Here is a 26,180-nt window from a genome sequence, read left to right as displayed (position 1 = left end):
CCACGCAGCTGGCCCCGGCTGCCTTGCTATCGGTTTCCAGCGTCTCCGTACGGAGCGGCTCAGGAGTAAACGACGAATGAGCTAAGAAAATAACTCTTCGAGTGTTGACTGATCGGTACAGACAACGTAGACTTCACTGTAGCAGGTACAAACTTCGCGAGATAAACCAATGCCGTGGGAAAAATCATTTGAAGAGTCGGACGTGATCGAACAGGCGATGGAGGTGTTCTGGGAGAAGGGATACGCTGCGACGTCGATCTCTGACATCACGGACGCGACTGGAATCAAACGTGGCAGCCTCTACAACGCATTTGACGGAAAACATGACCTTTTCGTGCGTGCGTTGCTGAAGTACGGCGGTGATCGAAGGACGAGTAAATTGCGGATGCTGGAAACGGTTGATGATCCGCGTGAAGCGATCACGATGTTTTTCGACTCGCTCGTCAAGGCCACGCTAGACGATCCCGATAAGAAGGGGTGCTTGCTGTTCAACACCGCGCTGGAATATTCGTCACACGACGATGATGTCAAAAAACTCGTATCGGATGGAATCAAAGAGGTCGTCACTTTTTTGGAAGGACAAATCAATCGCGGCAAGGAGCTTGGCAACATTCCTGACTCGGTGGACACTCGCCCCACTGCAAAGGCTCTCGTTGCCCTGGTGGTTGGAATTCGTGTGCTGGGTCGCGGGGCGTTTGGGAAAACGGCGCTGCGACAAGTCGCCCAACAGGCCATTGACTTGATTTCATAGCTGGAAGAGAGAACCGAAAAAGAAGACCGAATTCTCAGTGAAGAATTTCGTCAAAAGAACGTCAGGTAGTTCAGAGGAGCACGGCTCCTCATTTTTTAACACTCATTTGTACCGTTTGGTCAAAACAAAGGAAAGCAAGATGAGCAGATATAGCGTTCACACGATCGAGACCGCCAACGAAGACAGCAACGCCACTCGATCGTGGCTTTGCCTAGAACCAATGGAGTGCGGAAGCCCAATCCGTGAGCTAACGCCGAGCCGAAGTAGCAACATTTTGGAAAACCACACGAGCTAATTGGCGGAAGCCGTTAAGACGGCTTTATGACTTTGGCTGTGAAATCACTTCAGACTTGACACCTGTTAAAAAAGAAACTCTATAATGAAACCACTATTGATCGTACTGAATTCGATTTCAGGTCTCGTCCTCATCCGGTTTACCATTTCAAAGTTTGCAGCATGGCCTGTATCGGTTGCAGCATTTGTTGACATGGCGAAACCCCTCGGAATTGATCCAACTTTTTTTAGAATCGCAACAGGCTTTGTTATCGGTTACGCCGCCATATCGTTCTTTGCGAATTCTCTAATCCTGCTCCTGAAGAAGGAGGGAAACGAAAAATTCAAGCTCCTCTACACTTTCAATAGCCTCTATGCAACTGGCGCGATGATGGGGGCTCTGTTCTCTGAGTTTTTTCTACGGACGGCCCCCAAGTGGCCTCTCGTCTACATCGCGACCGCTATCGTGACCATTGCTGTCGTGAACCTCCTGTCCCGCTACAGCAATATTTCACAAGTTCTACGAAGCCAAGGCAGCAATGAGACCTTAAAGACTCTGGACTCTATTTAACACCAATACGTAACCGGCATGAAGGTCATCGACATAGCCGTCGCTGAATGCGGCATCAAGGTGACGCCCCCCACTCCAAAACGAGAAAGAAACATGAACGCTAATACAATTCCTTTCGCTATCACCATTCTTGCGCTCGGTTTGAGCGTCAACATCGTGTTCGCGCAAAATGCGAATCCGCAAAGCAAACAAACCGGCCCAACACAATCAGAAGAAATCCCTATGCTTTCCGAACGACTTGAAGCAAAAGCTGCGGCAAGCGCAACGCGACTTCCGGAAGACGTGCGTCAGACATACGCTCGGGGCATTGTGACCGTCCGAGCGACCGGCATTGAGAAATCTGCCAAACAAGTGGGTGATGGGGCAATCGACGCCCAACTGTCCGGCTGGGATGGCAAGAGCATCAAACTCAGCGACCTTTGGCAGGACGGGCCGATCGTGCTGATGTGGTACCGAGGAGGCTGGTGCCCGTACTGCAACATACAACTTCGCGCTATGCAGCAGAGCATGGACAAGCTCGAAAATGCCGGAGCAAAGTTGGTTGTGCTAACACCGGAGTTGCCTGAGAAGGCCAAAGAAACGGCCGAGGCAAATGATCTGGATATCGTGGCACTGCACGACAAAGGCAATGCAGTGGCGCGAAAATATGGGCTCGTTTTCCAATTGCCCAAAGCAATCGTTCCAGCATATCGCGACAAGCTCAAACTGCCTCAATACAACGGCAACGACGCGATGGAGTTACCGCTTTCCGCGACATACGTCATCGATAAGTCCGGCAAGATCACTTACGCATTCCTCGATGCGGACTACAAGAAACGCGCCGAGCCGGTCGACGTCATCGAAGCCGTTAAGAAGGCTGCCCAAAAGTAGTCACGCTGCACGACCATCCAGCTGCACGACTATTCAAACGCGGCTGGGTAAAAAATACCTGAGAGCATCTTCACTATGATTTTGGGGGACCAGTCATGTCCTGTAACCGAACCGCAATTGTCACTGGCGGGTCCGGTGGTATCGGCAGCGAAATTTGTAAGCGATTGGCGCGTGACGGATATCGCGTCGTTGTTCACTACGGAACCGACCGTCAGGCCGCAGAAAGAGTCGTCCGGGAGATTACGGATTTCAGTGGCGTTGTGATTGCGCGATCAGCAGACATTACGGACGAAGATGCGATTGAAAACATGTTTGAATCCACGTTCACCGAATTTGGCAGCGTGGATATCGTGGTGGCAAACGCAGGAACCGGCAGTGGCGGCCCGATTGAGCAAGTCGAGTTGGCTGATTTTAAGAAGGTGGTCGCCGTTAACTTTGTCGGTGCCTTCTTGACTCTTCGCGAAGCCGCACGACGACTGAGCGACGGTGGAAGGCTGATCTTTGTCTCATCACAGCTAGCCGAGCGACCTCGTATGGGAACCGGCGTATATTCGGCGACAAAGGCCGGAATTGACGCGATGCTCATTTCGATGTCGCACGAACTGGGGACGAGAGGGATCACCGTCAACAGTGTCCGCCCCGGGGCCACCGAGCCTGGCATGTTTGCCGAGAGTGACGAAGAACGGAAGGAGTTTTTTCGCAACCTTTCACCGTTCAAGCGACTCGGTCATCCCAATGACATCGCCGCGGTCGTTTCGTTCCTGGCCAGCGCCGACGCAGCGTGGGTCACAGGACAACACATTCGTGCCGATGGTGGTTCGTCGAATTGATCATTAAACAACGCAGTGACACAAAACGGATCGTGACCTGGGAAGAGATCAACGCCGAAGGGCCCAACGAGTGATGGGAAGTCGAGTGTAACAAACCCAACAAAGTCGGTACGCTACACTACTAAGGGACCGTTCCGAACATAGTTCCGCAGCGAAACGCGTCAAGCGTCTCGGCAACTCATGATTCCGAAAGTCGTGACGACTCTCGCTACCTTGAAATATATCGAAAGTGTTATGAAGTACCTAGCAATTGCATTCCAGTTGTGCCCGTTGTTCCTACTCGGACTGATCCAATCAGCGACGGCTTCGCAGCCGCCAAACGTGATCATCTTTTACGTCGACGACCTCGGTTGGCAGGATGTCCAGATCGAGGATATTGACGCCCCTTGCCCTTATGAGACGCCGAACTTGGTTAAGTTGGCGGAGGCGGGGATGACGTTCACTCAGGCGTATTCACCTGCGCCAACTTGCTCTCCTTCGCGTGCAGGAATCATCACGGGACAGCATCCCGCGAAGATCAAACTTACTCATGTTGATCTTGGCAAAATTCCGGCCGGACGTGCGACGGAACGCTTGGTGGCTCCTTATCTGCAATCGCATTTGGACTTGGATTTGATGACGTTGGCGGATGCCATGAAGCAAAACGGTTATCGCACCGGCCATGTTGGTAAGTGGCACGTCGGTCTGACTGCTACGAGTTACGGTTTTGATTTTGTGAACCAGACTCGGGGTGTTCACCGTGGAATGGATGACCGCACCAAAGATTTCGCCACGGCGAATCACCCGACCTACCCGCTAAGCAAACAGAAATATCCGCCGCTGAGCAAAAACAAGCCCAATGGCATATCGTATCCCTTTGACGAAGTCACCCAATCCGCGATCGACTTCATTGCCGACAGCAAGCAGGAGCCATTCTTCCTGAACCTATGCCACTGGATGGTTCATTGGCCAGTGCTGACGCGTAACGGAGAACTGCTAGAGCATTACTGCGACAAGTTTGGCTTTCCGTTTCCTCCGGAGCCAGGGGACATGACGCGGGAAGGTCAGCAAAACCCGTACTTCGCAGCAATGACAACCACTGTCGACTGGAGCCTTGGTCGCTTAGTCGATTTTCTAAAGCACACCGATGATCCTCGTAGCCCTGGCAAGAAACTGATCGAGACCACTTACCTCTTCTTCACTTCGGACAACGGTGGGGCGGAAATTCGTGGCAAAGAAATCATCTCAGACAACGCTCCCTTGAAATATGGAAAAAAGCACCCCGAGGAAGGCGGCATTCGTGTGCCCATGGTCGTTGCCGGTCCCGGTATCGCAGGTGGCATCCGCTTCGAAGGGCTCGTCAACCAACTCGACTACTTTCCGACGATCCTCAAACTAACTCAATCGTCGATCGCAACCGAGAATTTTGATGCATTGAGTGGGTTGGATATCTCGCCCGTCTTAATGGGAAAGAGTCAAACGATCAAAAATCGCTCGGGCAAAGAGCGAACGCATCTCTTCTGGCATTTTCCGCACAACGGCCCGCTCGCGATGAAGTCAGCGATTCGCGAAGGCGATTTCAAGATGTATAAGCGATACGACACAGCCGACGATGAGTTGTACCGACTGTATCAGGATGGTCAGCGATTGGACCTAGAAGAGCAGAACGATCTCGCCAAGAATCCCGAATTCACATCGGTCGTCCAGCGACTGGCAGCGAAGCTCGACTCCGATTTAGCGGCCAACGATGCGGAAATGCCTTACCTGAACCCGGCGTTTCAAGCAAAGAAAAAGGCGTCGGCTCGGATCGCAAGTTCGTCGTTCCATGCAGCCGACCATCGGGCAACGCTCACAGTTAAAAAAAATGGCCCCGCGATCAAGGAAGCGTACGTGATCTACGGACGAGAAACGCCGGACTTGCCTGTTTCGAAAGAGCAGCAAAAGCAAAAGAAGAGGCTGGAGAGGAAGATGCAAAGGAGGGGACAAGATAGCGAGGCCACCCAAGATGACCACGCAGCCGAACTGCTGGGCATGAAGTATCCGGCTACGATCGATCCGGACGCACATTCGATCCGTGCCGTGATTCCAAAAGAAATTTCCGCTTACCGATTCCTGTTCGTCGACACCAATCAATTCTTGCACCATAGCGAGATTCAACTCGCAAAATAGCATCGCAAGACTTGGTCAGCCCAGGACTGGCGATCAAATCAGCAGTCTCCTCGGTGTGCCGGCCCCTATCTTAAAATTTGAAAAAGCGATCTCTTTCTTAGAGCTGAGATCGCAGGTACTGGTTGATGCTCGTCATCGCCAAGTCAACCGACAAGGAACTGGCCCGTGATCGCCTTTGGCGATCACACAGCGTTCATCAAGAGTAAGATGCCCCATGGTGACTAAGTGGTTCGTGAGAGTTTGGAGGTTGAAGTCCATACTCTCTCGTCACTTTGTTCACCGTTGCTAAACAAAAGTAAAATCGAAACAAAAGTTTCGATCAAAAAACACGGTTCGGATTTTCACTCATATACTTGTTGCAGCGTTTCGGTTGGCCAACAATACAGACGGTACGCACAATAGGATGACGCCGAGCGGGCCGAGTAGTAGTCCGACCGTATACGACACGCCGAGTGCAGTGAAAACATGAAGTCGTCTGTGCTTTATCGACGTACCGGATTTATAGCCTAGCGCAACATTCACTACAGGAAATAGGATTGCGATCGCTACGAATATCGGCACCAGCGAAAACAGGTTCGCAGCGGCGAGTGATCCAGCGATTAGCGTGCAGAGGATGATAAGTATCCAGCGAAGATTCCGGTCAAGGCCAGACGCCCAAAAACGCCTGCAAGAAAACAGCGAAGTGCAAAGGCCATCGCCAAGATAGTCGAGAAGATGTCAGCGGGAGTTGCGACCATGGCGCCGAGAATTGTGATAGGCAGCCAAACCCAGATGTAAATTAGCCGATTCGTTTGCGTGATTGATTCACGGCCAATTCCAGACTGAGGCGGCGCGTAAGGATTCGTATCGTTGACTGTCCAACGGTAGGATTCCCTGGTTGTGCTGTTACCGGTTAGGATGGTGTTTTCGCGTTCATTTTCTCTTCGGAGTCTTTTGTATGTCCGCTGAGACGCACATGAAAGCCGCTACGATAAGTCAGTTGAAGAAGAAACTCGTCAAATTAGATCACGACGACTTGTTGGACGTCTGTGTTCGAATGGCCAAGTTCAAAGTCGAGAGCAAAGAACTGCTGACGTATTTGTTGATCAAAGCAGATGACGAAATCGGTTACGCCAATGACTTGTGCAGCGAGATCGACCTACACTTGAATGCACCCGGACGAATCCACAAAAAAACACTTCGCAAGGTGGTGCGATGGATCGACAAGTCACTGCGCTTCTCGGGTAACAAAGAAACGGAGTTGCAGGTACGAATTCACTTTTGTAGACGGATCAAAGACAAGCGAATCAGCTTTGGCAATTGTCGCGTCAGCCAGAACATGTACGCTACCCAACGGAAGAAGATCGACAAGGCAATCGATAAAGTTCATCCGGACCTACAGTTCGACTACAAGCAGCAGATGTCGGGGCTTTGAAGCAAGCGGCGGCGACCGTCATTCGCCGCGACGTGCTCGATCCCAAACGCTACGCATGCCGTTCGGTTCTCCGGCGGATGCGTTCTTGCCCTTCCGCTCATCGAAGCTGATCGAGTCCAAATACAGCCGCTCCACCTTCGCTCGGGCCCAATCCGTTTTCCGAAGAAATTTCAAACTGCTGTTGATGCTCGGCTCGTATTGAAAACAGCGGATGTTGATGCGGTTACCCAACCGCTCCCAGCCATACTCAGCGACCAAGTACTCGAGGATCGATTTCAGCGTGATGCCATGCAGCGGATTTTTAGGCTGGGATTGATTCATAATTTCTGTGAAACGATTTGGAAACTCGGAGCAGGCAGTCGTGACCGACGGTCGATCAGCCAAGCGGAAACCGTATCGGCATGCCCATATCCTAACCCATTCTTTGAAAACGCCAGGTACCGAAATGGGGACATTCCACGGGCTCAGGAGCGAAGTTGGCTCAGGCAAATTGGTCCAACAGCGACGATTCGAGGAATCCCGATCCAACTCGCTGGCATTTTGATGGCGATCCGGGAAGTCATCTCGATGACTTTCGAAGTCTCGCTCTTTGGGCCGGTTTCCGTAACCCCCGATGGCGATGTTACCCCAGAGAGTTCGGGAGTTTCCGTTGTTGTTCTCGGGATTGCTTTTGGGTCAATTATCCCTTTCCACCGTTCAAATTGGTTTCAATCTCGACCGAAAACTCGAACTCATTTGCCGACGCAAACGCGAATTTAGTCGGTTAATGGGTTCGCCCGCGTGTTTTGACCACAAGCCTTTTGATTTATCTACCCTTTTGATTTCTCCGTTTCGTGAGGGTCAGCGCCGCCTGTTCAAGCGGAACACGATATCACCAGATGACTCGAACTGATTGCCGTCGCATTCCAGCTTCGCTTGGTCATCTTTGCCATCCGAACCGACCGAGTAGATCACCGGTCGACCCTCCTTTACAATCATCTGCATCGGCTGATCCGAATAGGATTCAACCGGAATATCGGATAGCTCAGCATTCGCGATAACCGATTGCAAACCTTTGGGGACCCCCGCGTGATCAAGCTGCCAAAGTCTCAAAGCAATCAGGCATTTCGTTCCGTTGGCCGATGCTTCCAGCCCCAACAGATCCCGTCTACACTCCAGTATCTTTAAGTGTGGTTGGAGTTTGGCTACGAACAGGAGAAAAAAATAATGTTGCTGTCCGGATTCGAGTGTTTGCTGGTTTTGGTGGTCAGTCTTGGTGCTTTTTCCGTGAGTGCATCGGGCGATGAATCCACGGCGGTCGTGAAAACACCTAACGTCGTTTTGATCATGGCAGATGACCTTGGCTGGAAAGACCTGCATTGCTACGGCAACAACAAACTCGATACGCCTAACATTGATCGTCTGGCAGAGCAGGGTTTGCTGTTTACAGATGCGTATTCGGCGGCGCCCGTCTGCACACCGACACGTGCGGCTCTGATGACGGGAGAAGCGCCGGCTCGCCTGAATATCACCAATCACGCCGGAGGACACCCTCCGAATTTCCAGAAGCCCGGTACAGATTTGATCACGCCGATCTGGTTGCGGCATCTGCCACTGGAACGCGTGACGCTGGCCGAGCAACTCAGGGCGGCGGGCTATGCGACCGGCTTTGTCGGCAAGTGGCATCTTTCCAATAGTGGACAATCAATACCCGAAGCGAACAATACATTGCCGTCCGAACCGCAATTACGCCCGGAACATCAGGGCTTCGACATCAATATCGGTGGATGCCGTTTCGGAGGGCCGCCGAGCTATTTCAGCCCGTACAAGATTCCCAACCTAAAGGGAAAAAACGACGGCGAATACCTGCCTGACAGGAGTGCTGATGAATGCATCGCCTTCATTAAGTCCGCCAAAGCCGGCGATCGTCCGTTCTTTCTTTGCTGGTGGAATTATTCGGTGCACTATCCCTTTCAGGCTCCCGCCGATTTGGTTGCGAAGTATGAAAAGAGAAAAGGCCGGGGCATCGAAAACCCGACTTACGCAGCGATGATTGAGGGAATGGATGCATCGATTGGGAAGCTTCTCACAGCAATCGACGATCAGGGGCTGAACAAAGAGACTTTGGTGATCTTTACCTCGGACAACGGACCATTCGCAGCGAACGTAAAACCTCTGAGGGCCGAGAAGGGTTATCTGTACGAAGGCGGAATCCGAGTTCCCATGATTGTTCGCTGGCCAGATCGCATAAAGCCTTCGACTCGAACGTCGACGCCCGTGATCACGATGGACATTCACGCGACGATTCTGCAGGTTGCAAAGCTACAGAACGATCCGTCCAACACTCCGGACGGAATTTCTCTGTTACCGATGCTGACCGGCGAATCCGATTTGAAGCGTCAGTCGATTTACTTTCACTATCCCAATTACGCGTTCCACAAAAAGAATCGACTGGCCAGCGCGGTCCGTTCGGGCGACTACAAGTTGCTGTGGTTCTACGACGACGATTCCGTTGAGCTCTACGATCTGAAAAACGACATCAGCGAGTCACGCAACCTTGCGGATAAAATGCCCGAAAAGGCCGCGCAGCTTCGATCAAAACTGGATGCATGGCTTAAAGACACCAATGCCAGCCAGCCACAACGTGCCAATTGAACCAACTTTGCTCAGCCCAGACATATCGACTGCTTGCTGACTTCGGAACCGGCGACACGCTTGCCCGAGAAATTCCCGGTGTCACTGGTCCAGACCGGGGAGTTGCCATTGCTTCAATGGGTGCGTTTCATGCTCATCACGCATGATTTGTGCAATGCGTTTGACAACTTCCGGGTGGCTGTCAGCGACGTCGTGCGCCTCCGCGATATCAGTGGATAGATCGTAGAGTTCGATGTTTCCATTCAGGCCATTGAGTCGGTACCCCTTCCATTTACCCAGGTGAACGGCTTGCTGTTTCGCTCGCTCATAGAACTCCCAGTAGAGGTGTTCTCGATCAACCTGTTTTTCCGGCTCATTCCTGAGCGTCGGCAGAATGGAAATGCCATCCATTTCGGAAGAAGCCAGAAGCCCACCCGCTTCGGCCAGGGTTGGCATCAGGTCGTACTGGGTTGTCCATTGATCGGTTGTGGAACCAGCCGGGATCGTTCCAGGCCAGGACGCAATTAAGGGAACTCGAATTCCGCCTTCGTAAAGGTAACGCTTATACATACGAAAAGGGCCGTTTCCGTCCCAGGTTTCGGTGCGTTCGTAGTAGCTGTCCTCGTCGCCATTGTCGGACGTCCAAATGACGATTGTTTTCTTATCCAGGTTCAACTTCTCGAGGGCCTGAACGATGCGACCGACGTTACGGTCGTGGCGGGTCATCAACGCTGCGTAGAGTTGCTCCAGCTTTGTCAGCCCGAGTTTGTCGTAGCCTTCCAGTGATGGAGTCCACAGACCATGAAACGGAATCGTCGAAGCATCGCCGTGCGGAACGGTGCTTGCAAAGTACACAAAGAAGGGCTGCTCTTTGTTTTCGGCGATGAAGTCAATGATCTTGTCAGTGTACAGGTCATCTGAGAAGACGCCGTGTTCGCCGAGGACAGGGACATGCTGTCGAATCTTCTTCCGGTCGTTTTCCGGAATCATTTTTTTGACACCGTTCTCCCAGATATACGTGTTATAAAAGCTGCGACAGTCAACATGCCCAAGGTACCCCAGCCAATAATCCCAACCGGTCAGAGTAATTGTTTCAGGTTTGTGGGCTCCGCCCATGCTTAACTTGCCAAACCCCGCTGTGGTATAGCCGGCCTGTCGCGCAACTTCTCCCAGCATCGGATAGGTCGGCGGCCATTGGGGAATGGGAATCCCACCGTGGTTTGCTCGCCACGCGGCGTGGCCTCCGTGCTTTCCAGTCAGCAGGCTGCAGCGAGACGGGCCACAAACCGCGTTGCCTGCGTAGGCCCTGGTGAACCTCATTCCTCCCGCAGCGAGTTTGTCGAGATTCGGCGTTTTGATGATTTTCATGCTGGCATCGTCCAGCTTATACGGCGGGACTTTGCCAATACCCCAATCATCGGTATTGATGTAAATCACGTTTGGCTGGTCAGCGGATACGCCGCCGACACGACACATCAAGAAAGCAAGGCCAAACAGTAGACAGGCAGCCCTGAATTGGCAGTTGGTGTGGGTCATTGTAATCTCAATAAATGGAACGAGAACGGGGCCAGACAAGAACACGGTCAACCGTGTCGCTATTGGTTCGCGAGATGCAGTTTTCACTGAAGCGGCGGTTGTGGCAATACCCAATAAGATCGGGCGTCTAAGCCAACTTGTCTACTTGAGCCACATCGGCACCGAGTGGTTGTCTTTCCACTCCCGGATTCGTCGGTCAAGTTGGTCTTCTTTCCACTGCGTGGTGCCGGCTGGAAGAGCACTGTGCCGAGGAATCCACTGTTTGTGTTGTTTGATGACATGGGCGTATTCGGGGGCTCCTGCGAGGTTGTTATGTTCGCCCGAATCGCTTCGGTGGTCGTACAGTTCCTCGGTGCCGTCGCGGTAGAGGATGTATCTCCAATCGTTGCTGCGGACGGCGTGATTGCCATAGTACCAACTGCACAACACGGGTTTCTCACGAGTCGCCGTGGGGTCACGCAATAGCGGGACGAGTGATTCTCCTTCGAGTCGCAGAGCAGGTGGAAGTTTGCAGAGTTCTATCAGTGTGGGATACAGGTCCAGCAGACTGACGACCTGAGAACTTCGTTTTCCGGCGCTGGTGAGGCCCGGCGTTTTGAAGAATAGTGGGACACGAGTCGATTCTTCCCAGAGCGATTGTTTTCGCCAATGGTGTTTTTCACCGAGATGCTGACCGTGGTCGGACCACAGCACGATGATCGTGTTCCGACTGTGTTCGCTGTTCTCTAAAGCAGTGATCACTTTGCCGATTTGTGCGTCAACGAAGCAAACGCAGGCCAGATAGCCCAGCACCATTTCTCGCCAGTAGTTGTCGCTCAGGTTGACCACGGCATTGTGGTCGCCTCCCTTCAGTCGGCCGTAGGCGATGGACTTTCCCATTAATGGAATGTCTGACATTTCGTCCACAGGGACGTTCGGAATTTGAACCTGGTCGGCGTCGTACTTCTCAAAAAACTCCCGCGGCGCAGTGAACGGAACATGGGGGCGGACGAAGCCCACGGCCAGAAAAAATGGCTTCTCGTGTTCTTCGGCAATCCGGTTAACGGCCCAGTCGGCGATCAGTTCGTCGTACATTTTCCCATGGGGCATGTCTTCGCGATCAAGTGCGCCCCACGCCAGCGAATTGCCGTCTTCGTAGTCCTTGCCGTAGTGGCGACTCATCTGAGCCCCGTTCTTCGGGAACGGATAAAACTTTGTGCCTCCGTAGCCGTCGCCTCGCTCTTTCAGGTGCTGCGGCACTTTGTACTCCGGAGCAACTTCGTCCCAAAAGTCGCTCGTTCGATCGGAATAGTCCGACGCACCCTGATGGAAGATCTTGCCAGCCGTCAGAGTCTGGTAGCCGTTGTCGCGGAAATGCTGCGGAAGCATGACATGGTCGCCCATCACTTGGGCGTACGTGGCTCGCATGGCCTTTGTCGAGCTGTACCAACCCGACGACGTGGGATGAATCCCGCTTAGAATCGAGTTTCGCGATGCCGTGCAGACGGCTTGTGCACAATGGGCGTTCGTAAAAAGCATTCCCTGCTTAAAAAGGCGATCCATGTGCGGAGTCTTCGCCTGCGGGTGCCCCTTCAATGCGCCTTGCCAGTCGTTCAAATCATCGATGGCAATGAACAGCACGTTGGGTCGATCGGCGTGGCTCTGCTGACCTAGCGTCGAGACCTTTTTTGAAGGTATCGTCGTATCCAGCTTCGTAATCGCATCGGCGTAGCGCTGGCCGAGCAGCAATTGGCTCTTCGCGTCGAAGTGGGTTCCGGGGTCCGATGTTGTCGTTCCTTCGGAAGACACCAACTCAACGGTTGGACTTTGCTGAGCGACAGCCTGAATCGCCGTGCGAACATTGTCGCGATTGCCGTTATCAAACACCTCACCGACGACGACTGGCAGGTCGGGCGTCTCAACGTCTTCGCGGATGCGAGCGATGAATTCCTTCAGCCGGCGTCCGTACGTTTCAGTTCCGGATTTTGAATCGGATTCACCCTGATGCCATAGCAACCCGCGAAAGGTGAACCGATCGCCGCGATCTCGCAGCTGCTTTGTGGCGATCCGTATCGTTTCGATGAAGTCGCGATACTGTGGCCCCTGGCTTTCGACGACTCCTTTTTTCCCGGGCTTCCAATCCGCACGTAAACTCGTGCCACCCTGCGATCCCTTGATCAGAGCGATGTTACGCTTCGGATCGCGCTGCAACATCGAACGCGTGAAGCCAATCTCAGGTCCGAATGTGGGCGATGGAAACTCGCCTTTGTATTTTGGAGGAATGCTGAAACCCGCGGCGAGATTCTTCCAAACGTCGCTCGATCGCTTTTCGTTTCGATAAAAAATGGTGGCGCTATCGAACGTCGCTTGCTGATCAGCCGGCAACTCACTGACGAGCCCACGACCATCCATGTTCGACTGCCCGGCCATTAGGTAGACATCATATTCCTCGGCCGCATGGACCGACTGACATGCGGCGAGGATGCAGATCAGCCCTGAGAAAAAAGCTGGGACTGGCAGGGATTGAGTCAATGGAGTTCCTCGGCTCTAAAAATGAATTCAGTTTGAATTGGTTTCGTGCGTTTCTAGTTCTTCTTTCGTGGGTCTGGCACCCGCTGCGACTTTTCTAGGATCTGCTTATCCGCCAGCAACTTCGTTCTCAGTTTATTGTAGTCGACCGATTGAACACTCGTCTCATCATCCATCGCGATACAAGCCGCTGTTGCGCCACTTTGTGCCAAGATCATGAAGACGGGCTCCATCCGAATCGAACCGTATGCCACGTGAGAACAAGATGCCGCGACAGGAACAATCAAGTTACTGACTTCCGCCTCCTTGGGGACAATCACGTCGTAGGGGATCCGGTAATCTCCAACATGGACGCCCACATCGCCTTCATTTTGAACATAGCCATCCGAATCGACGAAACGCTGAATGTTGTGTGAATCGATCCCATAGGACCCCATGCCAATCGACTTTTGCGTTTTCGATTTCAGATCACCTAACAAGTCATGCTCGGTAATCACATACTGTCCGACCATTCGCCGTGCCTCACGGACATACAGCTGATGTGACCAATTCCCGTTGTCGACGAATTCATCCTTGGGTAACCCCCATTTCCGCATTGCCTCCTGCAACTGTCTCGGGACGCGCGGGTCGTGACTTAGAAAAAAGAGCATGCCTAGCTGATAGTTCTTGTGCTCTTCGATGATTTCCATCCGCCGCTCGTAACTAGCCTCTGGGTAATCCCAGTTCATGCCGAGGTTGTCGAAACTAAAAGGCCCATGATTGTTGGTGTCCGTTTTATTGTTGGGGACGGGATCGAACTTTTGAAACACATACATCGGATCCATCACCTCAAAGATCCGAAGCAATAACTCATATTGCCCTGGGGCGTAATTCCGTGGTTTGGGAAACGCAATGCGATTGTCGGGATCGTTGGTCAAGCACATCCGAAAACAGTAGGCCTGTACCTTGTCATCCCCTGTTCCGTTTGGCTCAAGGGCTTCCGTCGATATCCGAGCCAATACGCCGCTTGTCGGATCTTCCTTCACTTTGTAGGGAGAGATCTTCAAGCCCTGAAAATGATGTTTGTGGTGAAAGACACCTTGTTGCACTCCATTCCACTTCTCGCCATAGACCGAATTCGCTTCCCGACCCACGTGATACCTCACGCCTGCCGCCGCCATCAAATCGCCTTCGTAGGTCGCATCGATGAAGACTTTTCCTTTGAAGACTTTGCCGCTCAATGTGGTGATCGATTGGATGCGCCCCGCGTCCTTTTCGACGCCATGTTCGCGGTCGAGCCATTCATCTTTGAAAAGAGGAATGTTGTTTTCCGAGATAAACTGATCGAAGATCGCTTCTGCGACATGCGGTTCAAACACCCATCGGGTGTTTTCGCCATCCCACATTTTTCGCCAGCCAATATTTTTTTGATGGAAGGCACGAGGCGTTTCTTGAGCCCAGGCTTCTGGTTTGTCGTAGTGCTGGTAAACCTTTTCATAGAATTCACGCGCCAGACCGCCAACCGTTAAGCGGTTGCCGATGTCCGTGAACCCAAGTCCGCCAGAAGAAAGCCCGCCGAGATGCTTGTCCGGAGCAACAATCACCACCGACTTTCCCATCCGATGACATTGAACCGCAGCCATGACAGCAGCCGACGTACCGCCGTAGATGACGACATCATGTGCGGGAACTTGTTCGGCAGCCCAGCTTGGCCCCGCCGTGAGAACGGAAAACAGAACACTCAGAATCAAATATTTCATTGTCTTACTACCTATCGTATTGCACTTGTCGGACAAAGATCACCGAACGGCTCGCCATCAAAACTTGCGGGATTCATTTGCCAGGCACGAGGATTTGTCCGTCTTTGAGAAGCTGCGGGCTCATTTTGTCGTAGGGAATATCTTGAACGGATTGATCGCCATTGATGGCCTGCACGGCCGCTGTCGCCGATGCCTGTCCGAGCATCATGTAGACCGGCTCCATACGGATCGATCCATAGGCGCTATGCGAGGCGGAGATGCAGGTTGTCACGAGCAGGTTTGAGCATTCCTCGGTTTTGGGAGTGATCGATCGATAGCTGATTCCGTAAGGACCACCGACGCCCGTCCACTTTGGCGTGTCTGCGTGCAGGGCTCCGTCACCATCGACCCAAAGCTGAGTCGGATGGCTGTCCATCCCATACGACCCGAGTGCGACAGGATCCTCGACCTTGCGCTTTTTCCGCAGCTCGTGTTCCGTCATCACCATCCGGCCTAACATGCGGCGGCCTTCGCGAACATAAAGCTGATGCGGGAAGTGCCCGTTGTCGACAAACTCATCTTTGGCGAACCCGAGTTTCGCGGCTCTGCGTCGGACAGTTTCCGGGACGCGTGGATGATTCGCCAGCGTCCAGAGGAAACCCTTGTGATAGCGAATGTAGGCGTCCGTGATTTCCTTTCGTTTCTGGTAATCGGCATCGGGATAGTCGTCGCACATGCCGATGTAGTCGGTTGAAATCCAGCCCGCCTTGTTGGTGTCGGTCTTCCGGTTGGGGATGGGGTTGGATCCGAGCGGAACATTTCGAGTGTTTCCGGCTTCCAGCCAACGGAAGAGCAGTTCGTACTCGGATTCGTCATATCCCGGGGGCTTTTCAAAAGGCACGCGATTCTCTGGCACGCTGGTCAGACAAAGCCGATAGTTGTAAGCCTGGACACGCTTATCCCCGTCTCCATTGTTGCCAACGACATCGGGTTGAAGCCCCTTGATCATGCCGCTGTTCGGATCGCCGGGGATGACATACGGGTCCAGCGGCTTGGGGCCGCGACGCGGTGGTTCCGTTGCTTGGACGCCGTTGATGCTTTCGCCGTACTGCGAGTTCGGTTCGCGTCCGATGGTGTAGGAAACACCCGCCTTGGCCATCAGGTCGCCTTCATAGGTGCAGTCGATGAACACCTTGGCGGTGAACCCCCGACCAGATTCCATCCGGATGCCGACGATGTTAGCACCTTCCTTGTTGACTCCATTATTCAGGTCAAGTCTTTCGCCATAGACAACGGGAACCCTGGCTTCTTCAAGCATCTGATTGAGCTTGAGCAGCGCAACATGGGGCTCGAACACGAACCAAGCATCTTCCGTGACCCGGTCCCCCTTCCACCGGTATTCATCCTTGCTCTGAAACTTCCAGTTTGCCGGGTCCTGATACCAATCGCGCATCGATTGATAGAACTCACGAGTCACGCCACCGATGCTAACCTGTTTTCCGATATCCGTGTTGCCCAAACCGCCAGAGGTCATGCCGCCGATCGTTTGCCCAGGTTCGATCAGGACAACACTCTTGCCCATGCGGGCCACCTGCACGGCGGTCACGACTCCTGAAGCAGTCCCGCCATAGACACAAACATCCGTTGATGTCTCCTCTGCAGAGCAAATTGACGCTGAAGCAAGCTGAAGGAGAACGAAAAATAGAATGAGCAAGCGTTTCATTGGGATACGACAATCATTGGGATACGACAACTTTCCGTCATGGTTTCGTAGGGCCGGTTCCCACCGGCCGCTTTCGTTTGGGCGTGCAAACAACTCACTCCGCGAGCAAACCGCAGATCTTAACCTCCCGTGGTTTCGTTGCAATCACATTCTGGCCGGGGGGAACCGGCCCTACGTATTATCATTCAGCTATGCCAAACTGGAGACGTGCAATTGTTCCTGGCGGAACGTTCTTCTTTTACCACCCATGACCGATGCCGTCGCCCCATTTTTGAATCGGACGTCGCGCGCACGATCCTTGGAAACGTGATGCGTGAATGCATCGCAACTAATCCTTTCGATTGCCGCGCGATCGCTTGGCTGCCTGACCATCTGCATGCGTTCTTGGTGCATGCCGCCTGGAGACGCGAACGACTCTGGACGTTGGCAATGGATCAAAGCCCAATTTACTCAGCGATGGCTTAATGCTGGCGGCGCCGAATGCAAAGTCAGCGAAGGGCGAAAGACAAATGGACAACGCGGAGTCTGGCAGCCCAAATATTGAAAGCACACGATCGAAGAGACCGAGGACTTTGAAAGCCATTTTGATTATATCCACTTCAACACCGTGAAGCATGGGCATGTGCGTTGCCCGGCCGATTGGCCTTTGTCACGTTTTCACCGTTGGGTGAACCGGGGTGTCTACTCCGAGGAATGGGCTGGCGGAGACCGACACCCCAAACTGAACTTTGACCACATGAAAAAGACGTTAGGAGAGTAGGGCCGGTTCCCACCGGCCGCTTTCGTCCGAGCTTGCAAACAATTGACTCCGCAAGCAAACCGCCAATCACCAACCTCCCGTGGTTTCGTTGCGATCACATTCTGGCCGCTAGGAACCGGCCCTACATTTACTTTTTTAAAAACCCTCGTCTTCAAAGCTTTCTGCTGCGTTTGCGCGGGCCGTTGCTTCGACGACCTCGGGATTATCATCCAAAAAGTTGGTTATCTCGTCTGGAGATGGCGGCTTGGAGTCCCCGCCACATCCCACTACGGCGAAGAATGCGATGGCGAACAGAATGGAGGTCAAGGATTTCATGGTTTTACCTGCAAGTTGGGAATGGGGGTTGCAAAAGAACGGTGGTGTCCAGCCAGGACGCCTCGAAGGTTTCAAGCAAACGAGGCGTCTAGCTGTGACAAATTAGAATGGCGGAGCCAAGAACGGTCTCAGATTTCCTCGCTGATGACTTCTCTTGAAGCCCTTGTTCCAAGTGAACCCCATAAACCGAAGGGGCTGGCGCTGCCAGCAGCCAGACCGTTCCCGACAACTTCAGACAACGAATTACCGGCCTCGATCGAATCCGTTACAAACTTAACGGCTCCGTCGGCCATCAAGATATGTGCGCCCCCTTGGTGACGGCTGGAAGCAGACAATACCCCCGCACCCAGTCTGCCTCTGGAAAGACAAAGCTCTGTGTTCGGTGGCAGGATAGTCGTGAATCCGGTGTAGCTTGGAAGTCCTGCCGCGTATTTCATACCGCGGTTGATCTCGCCACCGCCGTAATCTCTCACTGTCCCACCACTAAAATCCCAAAACCGTGGACGAAGAGGGTCAATCGCCTGACGGCACCATGTCGCCCTCAAACCACCTGTTTGGTTAGTGGTCAAGTTGGCTCCATTTCGTCGGCTTGCGGGACCGGCACCGTTTCCTGCAAAGTGTGAGCGTATATCCCGGTCACCAAGGTCCGTAATAATCTCGCCCATGCAAATCGTATTCGACAATCCGTCGAGAACGTCCCGGAAACGGGTCACGACACGAGGTACATAGAAACCTCGCTGATTTTTCTTCAATCGATCGACCCTGGCGGCATCTTCGACCCCGTTTCGCCCGATTACGCTGCCGTCTCCGATCATGTAGGAGTCCCCAAGACAAGCCGCGTAGTTGGTGCGTCCTTGTCCTGGCAGCCCGACGCCTGGATCACTTGGGCACCGCAGTGTGGGAATGCTCGTTAAAAAGGGATCGTAGTTTCCAATAGCTGCATGCTCTGACAAGGAAATATCCACGAATGGACCCATGGAAGGGATAGTGCCACCCGTTGCTTGATAGGGGTTCGAAAACTGCTCCCAAACCGCTTGCTGCTCCATAAACGGCAAGAGGCCCGGCCAATGGCTAAGCCAATTCAGGTTATTCGCCGTCGTGCCAGCTCTACTGTTGCCTGAATTCAGTTGGAACGTCCCACCCATGTACTTACTGTTTTTCTTATAGGCACTGTGGTAGTTATGGACCGCCAAACCAATTTGTTTGAAGTTGTTGCTGCAGCTCATTCGGCGCGCAGCTTCTCGAGCCGCCTGGACCGCGGGCAGTAACAACCCGACCAGAACGCCAATGATCGCAATCACGACGAGAAGCTCCACTAACGTGAAGCCGGATTGAGAACGCTTTTTCATGATTTCTCCAAAATGATGTTGGAACGGAGTAGAGAAGAGGGGAACCAACAACCGCTACGAATTTTCAGCAGCCTGCTGCTCCTTGTAGCAATACATGCATTAGGACAACGCTTATCTAAACTTAAAAATGTGTATTTTGTATTTTTTTAGAAAACCAATTGACAACGATGAGAACACCACGTCGCATGATCGTTCGCTAGTTACCTGCCGGTCAGCAATGCCTCTCTTGATGGCAAACAAACTGACGAACTGGTGTGAGCGTCGGTATTGGTCATCCCTTCACAAGCCAGTTGATTCAGGGACGGTGTCGGAATTTTGCATCGCTGTGGATTGAACGCTTCGATCTCGCCGTACCCCCTGTCATCCGCAACCCCCCCTGTCATCCGCAAAACCCCCTGTCATCCGCAAAGATGAAGACGACGTTGGGTTTATCAGCAGCCGTCGCAAGGCTGACCTGCAACAAACCGGCGATTATCACCATCGGTCTGTTCGTACGGAGCTTATCATTCATTTCTGTTCCTTCATTTCTGTTCCTTGTTTTTTCCAATTCCGGCCACTCGACATCGCAGCGGTCAATGTAGGGCAACTCATTCCCTTTATGCTTGCCGAGCTCGACACACCATTGGATGCGTCCGCCCGTATTAATGCCGGTAAAGTGATTAATTAGTGCCGGTAAAGTTAATGCAGGTAAAGGGCGTGGGGGCGATACGATCCGCCTGCGCGTGGACCATCGACGACGTCATGGGTCTTCGTAAAGTGGATTCCGTCCTCGGCGTATTGGACAGAATTCCTGATTCCCGCGGGCCCCGTGGTGCCGATCATCACGGCGACGCCTTTGCCCTGGGGCCAAGCCAGAACAGCATGATTCCTCGGAAATGACGGGATTCGCTTCGGATTTGACGTAGGGGCCCTCAGGCCTTTCAGCAATCGCCAATCCCATGTTGGTAGAGTGCGGACTCTTGCCAACCTGACGGCCTTTGTAGTAGCGCCAAATCTTTCCCGTCCGAACCATCATGCAGGAATCATCAACCAAAAGGCTGTCAAAGTCATCCGGGCTATCGCGGTTGTTCAGCACCGGATTATTCGGCAGACGCTCCTACGGGCCGTCCGGCGAATCCGATACGGCGATACCAATTTTCGAATCCGGCTTGAAGCCCTTTTTGTACGGCCCCGTTGTCCCCGTGTAGAAGAGCCAATAACGTCCGTCGGCGACGAGGATATTGGGCGTAAACACACTGGCGGCATCCCATGCACCAGCCTCCGCTTTGGCAACGGCCTGCCCCTTTTCCGTCCACTCCAGTCCGTCAGACGAAGTCGCATACCACGCCGTAGCCTCATAACCAGTCTTCAGCGGACCTTTGGAATACCAGACGTAGTAGAGGTCTCCCACCTTGATGATGTCACTCGGATCCCGGCGCGAGACACCTTTCTCCAAATGGTTTCGATCGTTTCCCGTCGCGGTCTCCTCACCTGCCATCGTGGCAACACAGAAGAAATGGATTTACGCGACAACGGAAAGACGGAAACGTGCTGCGGCTTTCTGCATGGCCTTTATAGTGCTTCGACTTCAGTAAAATAGGCGCCGCCAGCGTTGCCTTTCCTGTCGTAGAGATATGTCACTAGTTCCGTAGGACCGGTCGGAAGATCGATTTCGAACACAACACCCTTGCTGCCTGCTTCCACAGGCTGTTCCACGGTTTGACCGGCGATCTCGATCTTCGCACGCTCGGCAACAACGGGTTTATCTGCTTCTTGGGGAAACTGTCGAAGCGTGATTCGGTACCGACCGGCCTTCTGAACTTGTAGCATCCACGGCCCGGTGACCTTGGGCAGTCGTCGGATTGAACCAAAATTCCAAGGCGGATTTCCGGTTGGCATGTACCAATCCTGCGAGCAAAGGACGGTGGGATTCTCTGCGGGATTGCCAACGTCGATCCGAACGGGCGTCAGTCTTGGTGACACCGTTTCCCAGAACGGCTGATAATGGGCACGCAACCGGGCGACGACCTCGGGATGTTTGTCGGCGATGTCCTGCTTTTGTGCGGGATCGGCCTGAATGTCGTACAGGCTCTGCTGGTTTGAATTGACCAGCCGCCAACGCTCGGTCATCACGACGGTGTACTCGAAGGGCTTTGACGGCAGCGTCCTCGCTCCCGCGCCACCGTGATACTGAATGACGTGATGATCTCGTGCCCACGATGCATCGGACTCGTAAAGCAACGGCTTCAGCGAAACGCCGTCCGGCTTGTAATCATCCGGCACCGCGATGTCGCACAGCTCCGCCAAAGTTGGCAGTACATCGATGTGGGCCGCGATCACCGGGATCCCCCTGCCGCCGCTCAAACCGCCCTTCGGCCAATGGATGAAGAACGGGACACGATGGCCGCCGTCGTAGACCGACGACTTCTTGCCACGCATCCCCGCGTTGTAACCCACTAGCGGCTCGGAATCTAAGCCGTTGAATTTCCCACCAGCCGCCGTTCCGTTGTCGGTCATGAAGATCAGGATCGTGTTCTCGGCCAGCCCAAGCTTCGTCAATTGTTCCCGCAGCAGCCCCATGTTGTAATCGATGTTGGCGATCATCCCGAAGAAGTTCGCATTGGCCACATTCTTGTTACCAACGTAAGGCTTCGCCCATTTGTCCGGCACAAGGTAGGGACCGTGCGGGGCGTTGGTCGGAAGGTAAAGAAAAAACGGTTTGTCTTTGTTCTCTTCAATGAAACGCATGCCCTCTTGGAACCAGACGTCGGTGCAATAGCCCTCGAACTTCTCAAACTTCCCGTTCCGTTCGTAGGTGTCATCGAAGTAGTCGTTGCCCCAATAGTCCGAGGCCTGCCCGACGCCGCCGCAACGATGCCAGACAACATCCTGGAATCCCCGGTCCTGCGGCCGATGCGGAGCGTTGTCGCCGAGGTGCCACTTGCCAACCATCCCAGTGGCATAGCCGTTATCGGCAAAGAGGTTCGCAATCGTCTTTTCATCACGATGCATCATCGTGCGTCCCGAACTCGTTCGGTAAGCCCCCGTGAACCCCGGGTTGTTGCCCGTCATGAGCGCCGCGCGCGTCGGTGTGCAGAAGGGACTGACATGGAAATCGGTGAAGCGAATCGATTCGCGATACAGCGCATCGAGATTCGGCGTCTTGACAATCGGATTCCCATGACAACCAAGGTCGCCATACCCCTGATCGTCCGTCATGATAAAAACCACATTCGGTCGGTCCGCTGCGAACGAGCTTCCGGCAAGCATCAGGGTGATGACTGTGATGTAAACTCTGATCATTAAATGTCCACTTCTTTCACTGAGACTGTTGTTTCAACAAAGCTTCCGCAAAGGCCCGTCCCGCTTGCGCGTGGAACTTGGCACTGCCGTAGTAGTGCACAAATCCGCCAGAACCCGACGCGCGTTCTTTCAATGCGAGTTCTTCAGGGGTAAAGACCTCGACATTGTAATCTTCCATGAACTTCTTGATGTCCGCTGGGCTCATGGAGCCATCGGCATTGGGAGAAGACTTGGATTTCTTGTAGAGGCTTGTCCTCATTCGCTGGATCTTGAGCTGCTTCATCCCAAGAGCTCCTAATTTGTCGTCCCAAAATGGCGCTGTGGGAACTGCCACGACGGAATCTTTGAACTCGGGGAGTTGAGCCGGGGCCGCCATGGCCAAACGCAAACGTTCCATCTTTTCTTGAGCATTTACTGGCCCAGAAAAGAGCCCGGGAGTGTGATTGCCGTTGACGCCGATCACTCCGATTACAAACGGAAGCTCCGGTGCCTTCAGATCTTTCCGGACATCGCGAATGAAGTGGCACAGCAAATCACTGTAAGAAGCAAACTGCTCGTCTCCGTCGGACGGAGGGTATTGCGCGGTCGCTGCGTAGTCATTCCACCCCTGAAACCAGACAAATCCAGCGAGTTCATATTCTGCCTCCGGATCATAATCCGGACAAACACGGTTGATATCGCCGAGAACCTTCTTCACGTGCTCAATCATGTAGCGGTAATACTTGCCAGAGTATTCCTGGACCTCTGCTTGTTTCGCTTCCAAGACTCCCTTGTCCCGAAATTTTTCGACCAATTCGTCCGGCAACTGATATTCGCCGGCGCTCGGCGATCGGTACTCGAGATGAAGGCTTTTTCCGCCCCAGGCCGTTTTGATGATCAGTATTGGACCGTCATCGTGCTGCTCCATGGTGATCCCAAAAGTGTACTCTGGGCCAATGCAATCACCATGCGTGGTGGGATCCTCGCGACGCAGACCGTAGCCCGCCGAAAGTCTTCCAAAACCCTCGCCACCGTAGGTGCGATATTTGCCATTGAGCGATGAGATCCAAACGCGTTCACAAGTCTTGGGGTTGCCATCTTCATTTAGCATGCTCTTGTGCAACGAAGCCGTCGCTGGATCATCACCAATATAATCGATCGTCGAGATCGCCCCCGTCCCGACCATGTTTGATTGACCGACGAGGATATAAACTCGTAAAGGCTTCCTCTCGCCGCAGGCATAAGAACTCAAAGGAGAAAAGAGGACCGCGGCAATCAGTAATGTCAGGCAGATTCGTTTGAAATTGGTGTCCGCACCCATGATTGAAACCTCTGTTCTGAAACTCGGGGACTGCGAATTTGAGACTCCGCGAATCCGATTCGGTCTGTCATACCGAATACACGAAATGATCCAACCAAGACTGAGTCGCATCAATCGCGCGTTCGAGTGTACCAACTTGGCAGCAACAGTGGCGATTGAAACCTCGATCTAGATGCCCATTATCTAGATTTCAACCGTGCAGAAAGGGTGACGCGTTGACTCCGAACTAAGAGGCATCGCCGGATTACCGATCGAATTCTCTCTACTTGCCCACAGCGACGACATTCCGCAACGGGAAGCCGCCGTCACAACCGGCGTCGATCAGCGGGAAAAACATCCCGGCGTTCACGATGTCAGTGCGGGAGGCCGACCGGCCAAATGGGAGTACCGTTTACAAATCAAAGATGAAGCCAACGCGATAGGATTTCGATGGCGGAGCTTCCCAACACGGTCAGAGCATCTTACTACGGCGAACAAGCGATACGATTGCAACGCGGACGCCCGATGGCGTTTTCACATCTGCAAACTGCAAGATCAAGAAAACGCCTATTCGCTCACCGAACTTGCAGGCTCACGTCGAACGCGTGATCCAAGGTTCATTATCACACTGAAAGAACCCACAGGGCTTGGGCGACCAACTGATCGTGCCCATGGATCGACCACCTGACATCGATGCCAAGATCGAAACGACAGAGCGCCTCGGTGGCTTGCTTAGACCGTACCGACGCGCGGCTTAGCTCGGCCGGTTTTCATTTGCGATCACCACGCCGGTCTCAAAACAATCGGTTTGTAGTCTGTTGCGCGGTGCCGCCATTTTGAACCAGCTTTTTAACGGCATCGCTGAATCTGGGTTCGATCTCGATCCAGAATTCGACCTTAGATGACAAACCCACCTCAGATTTCACCGACCTAAATGCTCGTTCGACTTTTTTGACCACACGCGTTCAATTTCTAACCAACCATTCTCAAATCTGAGTTGGAATCATCAATCTTTGCATCGATATTCCCCGAGTGAACTGGTCTCAAGGTTTTTGGACCGCGCGGGTGAAAATACTGCCTAGCCTTTGAGCTTGGCTTGCTCGAGTTCCCAATACTCGATTGCAAAGACATCCTTTTCATCGAGTGAACGCCAACCGCCCAGCTGTTCAGCTTGAACCATCGCCTTCGCCGTGTGCTCTATGATGTCTGCGATGATGCCGGCCTCCTTTTCATTTCGACCGATGGCAATCAAACCATGATTTCGGATAATCGCATAACGCGGACACGGGTCGAGCATGATCTCGCCGTTTTCATGCGATCGGAAATACTCGCTGTAATCTTTTTGGAACCTTCGAAACGCTTTTTCCGGGTCGCGATCAATGATGACCGGAAAGGGTTTGGTACGTATCACATGCTCCGGAGTTAATTGACCTTTGCGCACGATGTCACCCACATTCGCAATCTTTGAAAGCGCAACCGCGTAAGGCGTTCGAACCTCTTTGAGCACGACTTCACAGGCAAGCAATTCCGAGGCTTGTCGGGCAATCGCATCCTTCTGTGGAAAAGCCGATACGTCCTCCGTCTCGGGTACAACTGTTTGTTCCTCCAAATAGGCTTCTGCCATGCCCACCAGCTCTATCATCTTGTCATAGCTTGCCTTCGCGTCAGCATGAAAGGTAAAGATACCGTGGTTGAGCAACACGAGCCCTTCGATAGTATCCCAGCTCAGATCCCGCGTCATCCGGCGAATCGTTTTGGCCAATTCAAAACCAGGCATGACATACGGGACAATCAGCACACGCTTACCGTAAATCTCATTGAAACGGACTTCCCCGTCGGACGTGTTTGAAATCGTTGCAACCGCATCGGCATGTGTGTGGTCTACAAAAGTGAACGGAATGAGTGCGTGCAAAACGGCTTCGATACTGGGATTCGGCGCTTTCTCATCCAGCAAAGCCGCTCGTTGACCTGCAACCAATTCACTATCGCTGAGATGGTCCAGTTCTGCCATTGCCAACAACACATCCATTTTCACCGGGGAGAACCCGGGGCGCTCGATGGTATCAAGACTCCATCCACTTCCCTTGACATAAAGGGTGTCACCCACCTTCACCGATGTATTGCCACCACCATGCAGAACCAAATCCGGTTCGACGCCTTGTAAACGCGATGTATACACCCGCAAATCCACAAGATCCTTGCAGGCAATCGCCTCGACCTCATTCCATCTATTGATCATT

The 26,180-nt window shown here is 53.1% G+C and carries 22 protein-coding genes; 8 read left to right on the top strand and 14 right to left on the bottom strand.

The features are described from left to right. Positions 1-169 precede the first annotated feature (169 nt). The 6 genes from CA13_RS28335 to CA13_RS28310 all read left to right on the top strand — a co-directional run bounded on the left by CA13_RS28335 (position 170) and on the right by CA13_RS28310 (position 6,857). Positions 170-751: a TetR/AcrR family transcriptional regulator gene (locus CA13_RS28335; protein ID WP_146402417.1), complete on the top strand. Its 582-nt coding sequence runs from the start codon at positions 170-172 to the stop codon at positions 749-751. A gap of 379 nt (positions 752-1,130) precedes the next feature. Then, positions 1,131-1,595, top strand: coding sequence for a hypothetical protein (locus tag CA13_RS28330; RefSeq protein ID WP_146402416.1), 465 nt, complete (start codon positions 1,131-1,133; stop codon positions 1,593-1,595). A 93-nt stretch (positions 1,596-1,688) separates the two neighbouring features. Further along, positions 1,689-2,465: a peroxiredoxin-like family protein gene (locus CA13_RS28325; protein ID WP_146402414.1), complete on the top strand. Its 777-nt coding sequence runs from the start codon at positions 1,689-1,691 to the stop codon at positions 2,463-2,465. A 95-nt stretch (positions 2,466-2,560) separates the two neighbouring features. Further along, a complete protein-coding gene (locus tag CA13_RS28320) occupies positions 2,561-3,295 on the top strand; it encodes an SDR family oxidoreductase (RefSeq protein ID WP_146402412.1) in 735 nt (244 codons plus the stop codon). Between the two features lie 234 nt (positions 3,296-3,529). Then, positions 3,530-5,443 carry a sulfatase gene (locus tag CA13_RS28315; RefSeq protein WP_146402410.1) on the top strand — a complete coding sequence of 638 codons (1,914 nt, stop codon included), beginning with the start codon at positions 3,530-3,532 and terminating at the stop codon, positions 5,441-5,443. Between the two features lie 955 nt (positions 5,444-6,398). Then, positions 6,399-6,857, top strand: coding sequence for a hypothetical protein (locus CA13_RS28310; RefSeq protein ID WP_146403947.1), 459 nt, complete (start codon positions 6,399-6,401; stop codon positions 6,855-6,857). Between the two features lie 18 nt (positions 6,858-6,875). Here the strand turns inward: CA13_RS28310 and CA13_RS28305 are convergent, their stop codons facing one another. Next, positions 6,876-7,178 (bottom strand): VF530 family protein, encoded by a 303-nt coding sequence (locus CA13_RS28305; RefSeq protein WP_146402409.1) that lies wholly within the window; start codon positions 7,176-7,178, stop codon positions 6,876-6,878. 519 nt (positions 7,179-7,697) lie between these two features. Continuing rightward, a complete protein-coding gene (locus tag CA13_RS28300; protein WP_146402407.1) occupies positions 7,698-7,949 on the bottom strand; it encodes a hypothetical protein in 252 nt (83 codons plus the stop codon). 114 nt (positions 7,950-8,063) lie between these two features. On the opposite strand from CA13_RS28300, the gene CA13_RS28295 reads away from it, so the two are divergent. Beyond that, the gene (locus CA13_RS28295) at positions 8,064-9,491 is read left to right on the top strand and encodes a sulfatase (protein WP_146402405.1); all 1,428 of its coding nucleotides are present in this window, start codon (positions 8,064-8,066) and stop codon (positions 9,489-9,491) included. Positions 9,492-9,572: 81 nt separating this feature from the next. Here CA13_RS28295 and CA13_RS28290 read toward each other — a convergent pair whose 3' ends face one another. From CA13_RS28290 to CA13_RS28275, 4 genes are all read right to left on the bottom strand, one after another. Then, positions 9,573-11,006 carry an arylsulfatase gene (locus tag CA13_RS28290; protein ID WP_146402403.1) on the bottom strand — a complete coding sequence of 478 codons (1,434 nt, stop codon included), beginning with the start codon at positions 11,004-11,006 and terminating at the stop codon, positions 9,573-9,575. 141 nt (positions 11,007-11,147) lie between these two features. Beyond that, on the bottom strand, positions 11,148-13,517 hold the full coding sequence (locus CA13_RS28285; RefSeq protein ID WP_146402401.1) for a sulfatase-like hydrolase/transferase: 2,370 nt from the start codon (positions 13,515-13,517) through the stop codon (positions 11,148-11,150). Between the two features lie 53 nt (positions 13,518-13,570). Continuing rightward, a complete protein-coding gene (locus CA13_RS28280; RefSeq protein ID WP_146402399.1) occupies positions 13,571-15,253 on the bottom strand; it encodes an FAD-dependent oxidoreductase in 1,683 nt (560 codons plus the stop codon). A 73-nt stretch (positions 15,254-15,326) separates the two neighbouring features. After that, positions 15,327-16,955, bottom strand: a complete 1,629-nt coding sequence (locus tag CA13_RS28275) for an FAD-dependent oxidoreductase (protein WP_146402397.1) — start codon at positions 16,953-16,955, stop codon at positions 15,327-15,329. Positions 16,956-17,264: 309 nt separating this feature from the next. Here CA13_RS28275 and CA13_RS28270 point away from each other — a divergent pair, with 309 nt between their 5' ends. Beyond that, a complete protein-coding gene (locus CA13_RS28270; protein ID WP_419194938.1) occupies positions 17,265-17,420 on the top strand; it encodes a hypothetical protein in 156 nt (51 codons plus the stop codon). Positions 17,421-17,850: 430 nt separating this feature from the next. On the opposite strand, the gene CA13_RS28265 is transcribed toward CA13_RS28270, so the two are convergent. From CA13_RS28265 to CA13_RS28235, 8 genes are all read right to left on the bottom strand, one after another. Further along, positions 17,851-18,030: a hypothetical protein gene (locus tag CA13_RS28265; RefSeq protein ID WP_146402393.1), complete on the bottom strand. Its 180-nt coding sequence runs from the start codon at positions 18,028-18,030 to the stop codon at positions 17,851-17,853. Between the two features lie 128 nt (positions 18,031-18,158). Next, complete coding sequence (locus CA13_RS28260; RefSeq protein WP_146403946.1) at positions 18,159-19,382, bottom strand: DUF1559 domain-containing protein; 1,224 nt, start codon at positions 19,380-19,382, stop codon at positions 18,159-18,161. A gap of 197 nt (positions 19,383-19,579) precedes the next feature. After that, positions 19,580-19,762, bottom strand: coding sequence for a sulfatase-like hydrolase/transferase (locus CA13_RS28255; RefSeq protein WP_146402392.1), 183 nt, complete (start codon positions 19,760-19,762; stop codon positions 19,580-19,582). A gap of 356 nt (positions 19,763-20,118) precedes the next feature. After that, positions 20,119-20,454 carry a glycoside hydrolase family protein gene (locus CA13_RS36190; protein ID WP_473087498.1) on the bottom strand — a complete coding sequence of 112 codons (336 nt, stop codon included), beginning with the start codon at positions 20,452-20,454 and terminating at the stop codon, positions 20,119-20,121. 21 nt (positions 20,455-20,475) lie between these two features. Continuing rightward, positions 20,476-20,856 carry a family 43 glycosylhydrolase gene (locus tag CA13_RS36185; RefSeq protein WP_473087497.1) on the bottom strand — a complete coding sequence of 127 codons (381 nt, stop codon included), beginning with the start codon at positions 20,854-20,856 and terminating at the stop codon, positions 20,476-20,478. 74 nt (positions 20,857-20,930) lie between these two features. Further along, positions 20,931-22,661, bottom strand: coding sequence for an arylsulfatase (locus CA13_RS28245; protein WP_146402390.1), 1,731 nt, complete (start codon positions 22,659-22,661; stop codon positions 20,931-20,933). 16 nt (positions 22,662-22,677) lie between these two features. Continuing rightward, positions 22,678-23,961 (bottom strand): sialate O-acetylesterase, encoded by a 1,284-nt coding sequence (locus tag CA13_RS28240; RefSeq protein ID WP_146402388.1) that lies wholly within the window; start codon positions 23,959-23,961, stop codon positions 22,678-22,680. A gap of 1,057 nt (positions 23,962-25,018) precedes the next feature. Next, on the bottom strand, positions 25,019-26,179 hold the full coding sequence (locus CA13_RS28235; protein WP_146402386.1) for a class II aldolase/adducin family protein: 1,161 nt from the start codon (positions 26,177-26,179) through the stop codon (positions 25,019-25,021). Position 26,180: the final 1 nt, after the last annotated feature.

Source organism: Novipirellula herctigrandis (assembly GCA_007859835.1).
Classification (GTDB): Bacteria; Planctomycetota; Planctomycetia; order Pirellulales; family Pirellulaceae; genus Novipirellula_A; species Novipirellula_A herctigrandis.
The sequence above is the reverse complement of the archived record's forward strand: the minus strand, read 5'-3'. Positions and strand labels throughout refer to the sequence as shown.